This window comes from Phenylobacterium sp. T106 (assembly GCF_057219735.1).
Genome location: NZ_JBXVWA010000002.1, coordinates 617,310 through 627,366 on the forward strand (window position 1 = coordinate 617,310; position 10,057 = coordinate 627,366).

Annotated in this window: 9 protein-coding genes; 5 read left to right on the forward strand and 4 right to left on the reverse strand. The window is 72.4% G+C overall.

What is annotated here, in order from left to right; genetic code table 11:
- Positions 1-82: 82 nt before the first annotated feature.
- From AC2D8W_RS07625 to AC2D8W_RS07635, 3 genes are all read left to right on the forward strand, one after another.
- A complete protein-coding gene (locus AC2D8W_RS07625; protein WP_484671037.1) occupies positions 83-427 on the forward strand; it encodes a hypothetical protein in 345 nt (114 codons plus the stop codon).
- 39 nt (positions 428-466) lie between these two features.
- Positions 467-718, forward strand: a complete 252-nt coding sequence (locus AC2D8W_RS07630; RefSeq protein WP_484671038.1) for a DUF3297 family protein — start codon at positions 467-469, stop codon at positions 716-718.
- Between the two features lie 461 nt (positions 719-1,179).
- Positions 1,180-4,206, forward strand: a complete 3,027-nt coding sequence (locus AC2D8W_RS07635; protein ID WP_484671039.1) for a TonB-dependent receptor plug domain-containing protein — start codon at positions 1,180-1,182, stop codon at positions 4,204-4,206.
- Positions 4,207-4,283: 77 nt separating this feature from the next.
- Here the strand turns inward: AC2D8W_RS07635 and AC2D8W_RS07640 are convergent, their stop codons facing one another.
- Genes AC2D8W_RS07640 through AC2D8W_RS07650 form a run of 3 tightly spaced genes read right to left on the reverse strand, consistent with a single transcriptional unit; the run spans position 4,284 to position 7,236 of the window.
- Positions 4,284-5,582 (reverse strand): HlyC/CorC family transporter, encoded by a 1,299-nt coding sequence (locus AC2D8W_RS07640; protein WP_293481812.1) that lies wholly within the window; start codon positions 5,580-5,582, stop codon positions 4,284-4,286.
- A complete protein-coding gene (aroB, locus tag AC2D8W_RS07645) occupies positions 5,579-6,691 on the reverse strand; it encodes a 3-dehydroquinate synthase (RefSeq protein WP_484671040.1) in 1,113 nt (370 codons plus the stop codon). Before aroB ends, AC2D8W_RS07640 begins: the two co-directional genes overlap by 4 nt.
- Complete coding sequence (locus AC2D8W_RS07650; RefSeq protein WP_484671041.1) at positions 6,688-7,236, reverse strand: shikimate kinase; 549 nt, start codon at positions 7,234-7,236, stop codon at positions 6,688-6,690. The genes aroB and AC2D8W_RS07650 overlap by 4 nt, the downstream gene beginning before the upstream one ends.
- Positions 7,237-7,304: 68 nt before the next feature.
- On the opposite strand from AC2D8W_RS07650, the gene AC2D8W_RS07655 reads away from it, so the two are divergent.
- Positions 7,305-8,501 carry a hypothetical protein gene (locus AC2D8W_RS07655; RefSeq protein WP_484671042.1) on the forward strand — a complete coding sequence of 399 codons (1,197 nt, stop codon included), beginning with the start codon at positions 7,305-7,307 and terminating at the stop codon, positions 8,499-8,501.
- Positions 8,498-9,415: a site-specific tyrosine recombinase XerD gene (locus AC2D8W_RS07660; protein ID WP_484671043.1), complete on the forward strand. Its 918-nt coding sequence runs from the start codon at positions 8,498-8,500 to the stop codon at positions 9,413-9,415. Before AC2D8W_RS07655 ends, AC2D8W_RS07660 begins: the two co-directional genes overlap by 4 nt.
- A 432-nt stretch (positions 9,416-9,847) precedes the next feature.
- Here AC2D8W_RS07660 and AC2D8W_RS07665 read toward each other — a convergent pair.
- The coding region (locus AC2D8W_RS07665) for a hypothetical protein (RefSeq protein ID WP_484671044.1) at positions 9,848-10,057 on the reverse strand (210 nt) is incomplete at its 5' end.

Below are 10,057 nucleotides of genomic sequence, written 5' to 3' on the forward strand. Positions count from 1 at the left end.
CGGTCACAGGCGCTGGGTTGATGGCGCCGCTGAAACGGACGACGCAATCGTGGACCGAGGCGGTTGCGGCAGAGTGCGGGGCATGAGGACGACGTTGCTGCACCGTCTCTTGGGCCCCGTCGCGGCGCTGGCGCTCGCCGCGCCGGCCGCGGCGCAGACGCCCGCCCGGCCGGCGGCGGCCTACACCCTGGACACGCCTATCGAGCAGTTGATGGAAGACCCGGTCACCCTGGCCTGGCTCGATCGGCACTTTCCCAGCCTCTCCGAGCGGATGAGGGACCCGGAGGTGGCGACCATCTTCGCAGGCGTCAGCATCGAGGGACTGGCGATGGATCCCGACCACGGGCGCGCCTTGACCCCCGAGGTGATGGCGAAGCTCAAGGCGTCCCTCGAGACGACGCTCGCCAAGGCGGCCGCCGCCCGCTGAGGGCTCGACTTGTGACGTCCGGCGGTCTACCTCGCCGCCATGAGCGACGAGACCCCTCCGACCCTTCCCGACCGGCTGAGCGTCGATCCCCGCAGCCCCTACTACGACGAGGCGGTGCTGCAGCGGAACGTGGGCGTGCGCTTCAAGGGGCAGGACAAGACGAACGTCGAGGAATACTGCGTCAGCGAGGGCTGGGTCCGGCTCGCCGTGGGCGCGTCCAAGGACCGCCACGGCAACCCCCTGACGGTGAAGCTCCAGGGGCCGGTGGAGCCCTACTTCCGCGAGGGCTGAGAGGCCAGCCGGTCACCGGCGACCCGCCTTACGCGGCGCCGGTAGGTTGGACCCGGGTCGTCCAGCGCTTCCGGCCGGCCCCACGCCGCCGTTCGTCGCGCGTCTTGCGTCATTCTCGTGGCGTGGGCGCCACACAACGCGCCGGATCGACCGGTCGCATCGGTGCGTGACCGTCGCGCAACGGAATCCCGGCGCCGAATGGCGAAGCCGCGGCGGCCAGCGAAAACCCTGCAAAGACAAAAGCATGATTGCAGGCTCACGCGTCCGGCGGCGCGCCCTGCCTGAATGTTATTCATGCAATGGGTGAGGCGATCTCCCTAATCCCCCGGCCGGGGCCTCCCTAGAGGAAACGCAGGCAGCGGCATGGGGCGCCGCAGCACGCGTGCGTCCCGACATGTCCGCTGACAGCAGCACGCACCTCCCGCGGCGCGACCGCCGGGGCAACAGGGGACCGGAGTTCCATGGCCTATTCCATTCGCCAGCGCCTGCTGGCCACCACCCTTTTCGCCGGGGCCCTCTCGGCCGCGGCGCCGTTCGGCGCGGCCGTCGCCCAGACCGCCGAGGCGGGCACGGAGGTCGGCGAGATCGTGGTCACCGGCTCGCGCATCCGGCGCGACACCTTCAACGCGCCGCAGCCGCTCTCGGTCGTCACGGCCGAGACGATCCGGGAGGCCGGGCAGGTGTCGGTGGGCGACGTGCTGATGGAGCAGCCCAGCCTGAACCCCAACCAGAACGCCCAGACCACCTCGGCGACGCTGTTCCTGGCCGGCCAGACCCGCGCCGACATCCGCGGCCTGGGCGCCCAGCGGACGCTGGTGCTGATGGACGGCCGCCGCCTGCCGTTCTCGGACGCTTCGTCGCCCGCGGTCGACCTGAACACGATCCCCTCGCTGATGATCGAGCGGGTCGAGACCATCGCGGGCGGCGCCTCGGCGGTCTACGGCTCGGAGGCCATCGCCGGCGTCGTGAACTTCATCATGAAGAAGGAGCAGCGCGGGCTCGAGCTCGACGTCCAGGGCGGCATCGCCCAGGAGGGCGACGGCGAGGAGCTCCGCGTCGGCTTCAACTGGGGCTCCAAGTACTTCGACGACCGTCTCAACGTGCTTGTGGGCGGCGAGTACGCCAGCATCGACAAGATCATGGCCCGCGACCGCGACTTCGCCTTCCCGGGCGTGCGCCGCAACAACGCGGCCGGCGTCACGACCCAGAACGTCGTCCCGAACTCGCGCACGAACCTGTCGCCGTTCGCGACCTTCCAGCTGCGCAATTCCAACGTCACCTCGACCGACACGGTGGTCGGCGGCCTCGCCGTCAGCCGTGACCTGCGCGACAACGGCGCCTCGCTGGTTCGCCTGTCGCCGGCCTGCGCGACCGGGGTGGTCCTGCCCACCTGCCAGGACGAGTCCCTCGTCTACAGCCAGCTGTACACGGCCCTGCAGGGCAAGGCGAACCGCGCCGTCCTGCGGACCTATGTGGACTACCAGATCACCGACACCTGGAAGGCCTTCGTCGACGCGAGCTACGTGAAGGTCTCCGGCTACGGCTACTTCGTGCCGGCGTTCTCCAACGCCAGCGGCGGCGGGACGATGCCCATCGTCATGCGGGGCGACAACGCCTACCTGAACGGTCCCGGCGCCACGGCCGCGGCGCTGCGCGCGGTGTGGACGGGGCCCGTGAACGGCCCGAACGGACAGCCGCTGCCGTTTGCCCAGCGGGGCGCGGGCCTGACGCTCACCCAGGCGAGCGCCGTCAACGTCGGCAAGATCTGGGAGGAGTTCGGCTGGCGCGACGTGAAGACCGAGCGCGAGCAGATCCGCATCGCCGGCGGCATGGAGGGCGAGTTCGAGACCTTCGGCCGCCAGGTGAACTGGGACGCCTACGTCCAGTACTCCGACCTGGCCGGCAAGACGACCTCGTACAACGTCCCGAACCTGGCGCGCGTCCAGCAGGCGGTCGACGCGGTCCTGCTCAACGGGCAGGTGGTTTGCCGCGACGCGGCGGCCCGCGCGGCCGGCTGCGCGCCCTGGGACCTGATCAACGGCCCGTCGCGCGAGGCGATCCTGTGGTCGAACGCCAACTCGGCCACGGACCAGGACGTCTCGCAGACGGTCGCCGGCCTGAACTTCACCACCAGCCTGTTCGAACTTCCGGCCGGGCCGGTGGGCGTGGCCTTCGGCGCCGAGTACCGCAAGGAGAAGAGCCGCTTCGCCCAGGACGCGCTCGGCGCCTCCGCCGCGCTGTTCATCAACGCCATCGGCACGCGCGAGGGCGAGTACGACGTGAAGGAGGCCTACGGCGAGATCCGCATCCCGCTCCTGAAGGACGTTCCGTTCGCAGAGGAGCTGACGCTGGAGCTGGCCGGGCGCGTTTCGGACTATTCGACGATCGGCGGCGCCGACCAGTACCGCATCCACCTGGAGTGGGCGCCGATCGAGGACATCCGGTTGCGCGGCTCGCAGAGCACCGCGGTGCGTGCGCCGAACATCGTCGAGCTCTTCGCGCCGCAGAGCCGGAACTTCACGACCGCAGCCACCGACCCGTGCGACGCGGCGGTGTTCGCGGGGGCGACCGCGGCCCAGCAGGCGGCGCGCCGCGTCACCTGCGCGGCGGCGATCCCCGGGTGGAACTCGGCCACCTTCCAGTCGAACTTCGGGACCGGCCGGCCGTCGCTGCCGCTCACCGTGGGCGGCAATCCGGACCTCGGTCCGGAAACGGCGCACACCTACCAGTACGGCGTCGTGATCCAGCCGCGCTGGGTCCCGAACCTCCAGATCTCGGCGGACTTCTTCAAGTACAACGTGACCCAGCAGGTGGGCACGGTGCCGATCAACACGCTGTTCCAGGGTCTCTGCTACGACTCCACGCAGCCGATCGCCTCGAACCCGTTCTGCGCCCAGATCGTGCGGGACCCGACCGGCGTGAACACCGGCGTGGTCGGCGGGGTCACCGAGGTCTTCCTCATCAACCAGAACGTCGCCAGCGTGAAGGTCGAGGGCTGGGACTACGCGGTGTCGTACGGCTTCCGCACCGAGGATCTGATGGGGCAGGACTACGGCGACGTCGCCCTGCGCCTGGACGCCACCTGGATGTACCGCTTCCACCTGCAGGGCCTGCCGGGCCAGGCGTTCACCCAGCTCGCCAACTCGATCAACAACGCGCTGGCCGAGTGGAAGGTGAACGCCACCGCCCGCTGGACCTACGGCAAGGTGTCGGTGACCTGGAACACGCTCTGGATCGACTCGATGATCGCCAACAACGCGTTCCAGCCGAACCAGCTCGACCCGTACTACACGGGCGACTACTTCCGGCACGACCTGCGGGCCACCTACCGGATGAACGACGACATCGTCTTCCGGGCGGGCGTCATCAACCTGTTCGACCGCGAGCCCCCGGGCCTGCCTGAGACCTACAACGGCACGGGGCTGGGCGCCTCGCAGTACGACAACCGCGGCCGGTTCTTCTTCGTCGGCGCGAACCTGAACTTCTAGGCCCCGATCCGGGACGGCCGCCGAGACGGGACCCCCTTTCCCTCGGGAAGGGGGTCTTCGTCGTTCCGGGCGGGGCGCTACTCCTCGTCGTCCTCGAGCGGGGGCAGCGGCTCGACCTTCAGCGAGGTGATGCGCGCGCCCTTGCGAGCCTCGACCCGGAAGCGATGGCGATGGAACGTGAAGGCCTGGCCGACCTCGGGGATCGCCTCGGCCTCGTGGATGAGGAGCCCGGCCACCGTCACCGCCTCGTCGTCGGGCAGGTTCCAGTTCATGGCGCGGTTGAGGTCGCGGATGGTGACCGCGCCCTCGACCAGGACGCCGCCGTCCGCCAAGGGCTTCACGCCGCGCGCCACGACGTCGTGCTCGTCCTCGATCTCGCCCACGATCTCCTCGAGGATGTCCTCGAGCGTGACGAGGCCCTGCAGCGCGCCGTACTCGTCGACCACCAGCGCGAAGTGGACCTGGCGCTTCAGGAAGGCGGCGAGCTGGTCCTTCAGCGTTGTGGTCTCGGGGATGTACCAGGGCTCGCGCAGGATGGCCGACACGTCGACGGCGCCGATGTCGCCCTCGGCGTCGGCGAGCGCGGCCAGCAGGTCCTTCAGGTGCAGGACGCCCACGATGTTGTCCGGCTCGTCGCGGTAGACCGGCAGGCGCGTGTGGTTGGCGTCGAGGGCGGCGCGCAGGAGGTCGCGCGCGGGCAGGGCGCCGTCGAGCGTGGCCATGGACCGGCGGTGGATCATCACCTCCGAGACGTCCATCTCGCCCAGGTCGAGCACGCCGCCCAGCATGTAGCGGTCGCGGGTCTCCACGAGCCCTTCCGAGTGGTGGTACTCGACCGCGCCGCGGATCTCCTCGTGGGCGGCGAGCACGTCGGCGCCGGCGTCCAGCTTGATCCCGAACGGCCGCAGCGTCTGGCGCACGATCCACTGCGCGCCGTCGGCCAGGGGGCCGAAGATGCGCACCAGCCAGGTGGTCGGGATCGACAGCGTCCGCGCGACGTCGTCCGCGCGGGCGATGGCGATGGTCTTGGGCAGGATCTCGCCGAAGATGACCACCAGCACCGTCATGATGGCCGTGGAGATCAGCGGGCCCAGGGCCGAGCCGGGCGGGAACAGCGATGTCAGCACAGCCGTGGTCAGGGCCGAGGCCCCGATGTTCAGGACGTTGTTGGAGAGCAGGATCGCCCCGATCATGGTCTCCTGGTTGCCGATCAGGCGATTGACCCGCCGCGCGGCGGCGTCGCCTTCGCGTTCCAGCTGGTGCAGCCGGCCGCGGCTGGCGGCGGTCATCGACGTTTCCGCCGCCGACACCAGCGCCGCCAGGGTGAGCAGGATCAGCAGGGACGGCGCGAGCGCCCCAAGGACCGCCCAGATCACGCGAGAGCTCCTTCAGCGGCCAGGAAGGCGCGGACCACGTCCGCGTCCACGTCCTTGGCGACGAACGCATCCCCAAGCCCGCGGGCGAGGATGAAGGTCAGGCGCCCGGCCTCGGCCTTCTTGTCCTGCGCCATGTGGGCCACCAGCCGGCCGGCGTCGAACGGATGCCCCGGGACGGCGTCGAGCGTCGTCGGCAGGCCTGAGGCGCCGATGGCCGCGGCGGCGCGCCCGGCGTCCTGGCCGGTCGCCAGGCCCTGGGCGGCGGAGAAGCGGAAGGCCAGCGCCATGCCGACCCCCACGGCTTCGCCGTGCAGCAGCGCCTCGCCGTATCCGGTCTCGGCCTCGAGGGCATGGGCGAACGTGTGGCCGAGGTTGAGCAGCGCGCGGCAGCCCTGTTCGCGCTCGTCCGCGGCGACGATCTCGGCCTTCATCTCGATCGACCGCGCGACCGCGTGGGACAGCGCCGACGGTTCGCGGGCGAGCACCTCGGCGGCGTGCGCCTCGAGCCATTCGAAGAAGGCGAGATCGCCCAGGAGGCCGTACTTGATCACCTCGGCGTAGCCGGCCCGCATCTCCCGGTCCGGCAGCGTCTCCAGCACGGAAAGGTCGGCGAGCACCAGGCGCGGCTGGTGGAAGGCGCCGACGAGGTTCTTGCCGCGGGGCGTGTCGATGGCGGTCTTGCCGCCGACCGAGGAATCCACCTGCGCGAGGAGCGTGGTCGGGATCTGCACGAAGTCGACGCCGCGCTTGTAGATCGCCGCGGCGAAGCCCGCGAGGTCGCCCACCACGCCGCCGCCGAAGGCGGTGACGATGTCGCCACGGTCGAGCTCCAGCGCCAGCAGGCGCTCCATGAGGTCGGCCAGGCCCTCGAAGCTCTTGGTCTGCTCGCCCGGGGGCACGACCACGGGCAGGGCCTCGACGCCGCCGGCGGCCAGTCCGGCCGTGAGCCTTTGGCCGTGCAGCGCCCAGACGGTCTCGTCGCTGACCACCGCGGTCCGGCCTCGCCGGGCGAAGGGCGCGATGCGGCGGCCGGCGTCGTCCAGCAGGCCCGAGCCCACGAGCACGTCGTACGCGCGCTCGCCCAGGCCGACGGGGATGGTGCGGCTCATCGGGCGGTCTCGCCCAGGTGCGCCTGCAGCGCCTGGATCACCTGGCCCACGGTGATGTGATGCGCCGCGTCGCCGGTCTCCACCGTGATGTCGGCCTCGGCGTAGACCGGATACCGCGCCTCGGCCTGGGCCTTCAGGACCTCCAGCGGATCCTTGCCGGCGATCAGCGGCCGATTGTCCTTGCGGCCCACGCGCCGGGCGAGGACCTCGAGGTCGGTCTTGAGCCAGATCGACACGGCCTTGTCCTTGATGAGCCCGCGGGTCTCGGGGCTCATGAACGCGCCGCCGCCGGTGGCGAGGACATGCGGCGGCCCTTCGAGCAGGCGGGCGATCACCCGGCGTTCTCCATCGCGGAAGGCGGGTTCGCCGAGCTGGGCGAAGATCTCGGGGATCGAGCGGCCGGCGGCGGCCTCGACCTCGGAGTCGGCGTCGCGGAACGGCAGCCCCAGCGCGGTGGCGAGCCGGCGCCCGACACTCGACTTGCCCACGCCCATCAGGCCCACGAGAGCGATGGTCCGGCGGCGCAGAGGTTCGTAGCGGTCCATGAACGGGAGAGCCTTTACACGAGCCTGTGTGCTCGCGCCAATCCGGGGTCGTGGCTAGGATGCCGTCCATGTTGCGCTTCGTCCTTCCCGCCCTGTTCGCCGCCGCCCTCGCAGGGCCCGCCGCGGCGCAGGTGGAGGTGGTCCAGCTCGCCGCGCCGGACGCCTTCTCGACCCCCGGCCGCGACACGGGGCTGCCCGCGGACCTCTGGGCCGGAACGCCCATCGACACCGCGCGCGCCGTGCTGCCGCAGCTCGCCGCCAAGCCGCTGTCGCCGGCCGCGGCCCATCTCGCGCGCCGCGTGCTCGCCACGGGCGCCAAGGGGCCGGACGGCTCGGCCGGCGACGAGGCCCTGGCCGGGCAGAGAGCCACGGCCCTCATCGCCCTGGGCGACGTGGGCGCCGCGACGCGGATCCTCGACCGGGCGCCCGGCGTCGACCGCAACGCCGAACTGGCGCGGGCCGCGGCCGAGACCGCGCTGCTTTCCGGCGACACGGCGCGGGCGTGCGGCGTCGCCGAGCGCCTCGCGACGAACCGCGGCGACATCTACTGGATACGGCTGCGGGCCTTCTGCCAGCTGGAAGCGGGCCAGGCGCCGCAGGCCCAGCTGACCTTCGAGCTCGCCCAGACCCAGGCGCGGGACGCCGTCTACGGCCGGCTGATGTCGGCGCGGATCGCGGGCACGCCGCCGGGCGCGGCCTCGGCGCGGAACGGGCTCGACCTGGCGCTCTCGCGGGCGCTGAACCTCGACCTGGCGGCGGCCAAGCCCGCGCCGGCGGTGGCGGCGGCGCTGGCCGGCGGCGAGGCGCCGCCCGCGCCGGGCTTCGACACCACGACGATCGACGCCGAGATCGGCGGCCTGGCCGCCGCGGTCCGGGCGGGACTGCCTCCGGAGGCCGGCGTCTCGGCCCTGATCGCCGCGGCGGCCGAGGCCGCGGACCCCAAGACCCGCGCGCGCCTGCAGGCGGCGGCGCTGCTGGTGTCCTCGCTGGCCAACGACCTGCCCGGCGCCGACCGGGCGAAGCTGGCCGGGTTCGCCGTGCCGGAGGGCAAGGCGCCCGCGGGCCGCAACCAGGCGCTGGAGGCGGCGTCGGACACCCGGCGCGCCGGCGAGGCGGCGCTGCTGGCGCTGTGGACCTGCGCGGACGCCGGCGCCGCCGGGCCCGCGACAGCCGACCGCGCCCGCATCGTGCGGACCCTGGCCCGCGCGGGCCTGGCCGACGACGCACGCCTGTTCGTCCTGGAAGGGTTGGCGGCGCTGAAATGAGCGGCAGAGGGGCCGACTGGGTCGACGCCTTCCTCGAGATGATGGCCGTGGAGCGCGCGGCGGCGCGCAACACGCTTTCGGCCTACGCCCGCGACCTCGCCGACGCCGGCGCCTATCTCACGGCGCGCGGCCCGGGCCTGGCGGCCGCGACCGCCGAGGACGTGGAGGCCTATTTCGCCGCGTTGGGCGCGCGCGGGCTATCGCCGGCGACGGCGGCGCGGCGGCGGGCGGCGGTGCGCCAGTTCTACCGCTTCGTGCTGGGCGAAGGCTGGCGCGACGACGATCCCTCCCGCCGCGTCGAGGCGCCGAAGAAGGGGCGGCCGTTGCCGAAGGTGCTCACGCGCGAGGAGATGGACCGGCTGATCGCCGCCGCGTCCGCCCGCGACGGCGCCCAGGGGCTGCGGTTCGGCTGCATGGTGGAGCTCGCCTACGCTTCGGGCCTGCGGATCTCGGAGCTGACGGCGCTGCCGCTCGCGGCGCTGGCGCGGGACCCCTCCTACCTCATCGTGAAGGGCAAGGGCGGCAAGGAGCGGCTCGCGCCGCTGAACGACAAGGCGCGCGCGGCGGTCCGGGCCTATCTCAGCGAACGCTGGCGCTTCGTGCCCAAGGGGGAGAGGACGAACCCCTGGCTGTTCCCGTCACGCGGCCGCGCCGGCCGGCTGACGCCGCGCCGCTTCGCGCAGGTGCTGGACGAGGCGGCGGCGGGCGCCGGAATAGACCCCGAACGCGTGAGCCCGCACGTGCTGCGGCATGCCTTCGCCACCCACCTGCTGGAAGGCGGCGCCGACCTGCGGATCGTCCAGAAGCTGCTCGGCCATGCCGACATCGCCACCACGCAGATCTACACCCACGTGGCCTCGGACCGCCTCCGCGAGGTGGTCCAGACCCGCCACCCGCTCGCCAGGAAGAAGTAGCGCGGGGGGAGGAGGCTGTTGGGCGGAGGCCCTGCCGGCTGCCCCCTCCCCGCCGGCGCGATGCGCCGCCGGACCTCCCCCGAGGGGGGAGGATCTGGGGGATGATGCTCCCCCTCTGGGGGAGCTCGCAAAGCGAGAGGGGGTCTTGGGCGTTGGGGATAGCCCCCCTCCACCGCCTTCGGCGGTCCCCCTCCCCCTGCGGGGGAGGACCTGAAGGGTGCTCGGTCGCTTGGGGGATCCCCCCGCGCCGTCATCCCGCGGCTTGTCCGCGGGATCCATGCCGGCGGCTGCGGGGCGATCGGGGGGCGCGGCAGGGGGCCTGCGAGGTCGGCGGGCTCACAGCCGGTGGAGGCATGGGTCCCGCGGACGAGCCGCGGGATGACGGGGGCGTGGGGGTGCGGTCCCCCGGGGGCGCCGGGGGGGTTGGGGCTTCTACCAGCCGCTGTCGCGCATGATCTGGCCGGGGCGGAGCTTTTCCCAGGGGGGGATGTAGGGCTCCGGCTGAGGATCGGGGGGCCTGGGCGGAGGTTCGGGCGCGGCCTCGGGAACGGGGCCGAAGTCGCCGACGTCGGCCGGGTAGGCGGCGTCGTGTGTGTCGTCGTCGTCGTCGCCGTCGGGCTGATCGTGGAGGCCGAACTCGTC

Coding starts and splice junctions, on each gene's coding strand:
- AC2D8W_RS07625 (WP_484671037.1), top strand. CDS start 83: ATGAGGACGACGTTGCTGCACCGTCTCTTGGGCCCCGTCGCGGCGCTG.
- AC2D8W_RS07630 (WP_484671038.1), top strand. CDS start 467: ATGAGCGACGAGACCCCTCCGACCCTTCCCGACCGGCTGAGCGTCGAT.
- AC2D8W_RS07635 (WP_484671039.1), top strand. CDS start 1,180: ATGGCCTATTCCATTCGCCAGCGCCTGCTGGCCACCACCCTTTTCGCC.
- aroB (WP_484671040.1), bottom strand. CDS start 6,691: ATGAGCCGCACCATCCCCGTCGGCCTGGGCGAGCGCGCGTACGACGTG.
- AC2D8W_RS07650 (WP_484671041.1), bottom strand. CDS start 7,236: ATGGACCGCTACGAACCTCTGCGCCGCCGGACCATCGCTCTCGTGGGC.
- AC2D8W_RS07655 (WP_484671042.1), top strand. CDS start 7,305: ATGTTGCGCTTCGTCCTTCCCGCCCTGTTCGCCGCCGCCCTCGCAGGG.
- AC2D8W_RS07660 (WP_484671043.1), top strand. CDS start 8,498: ATGAGCGGCAGAGGGGCCGACTGGGTCGACGCCTTCCTCGAGATGATG.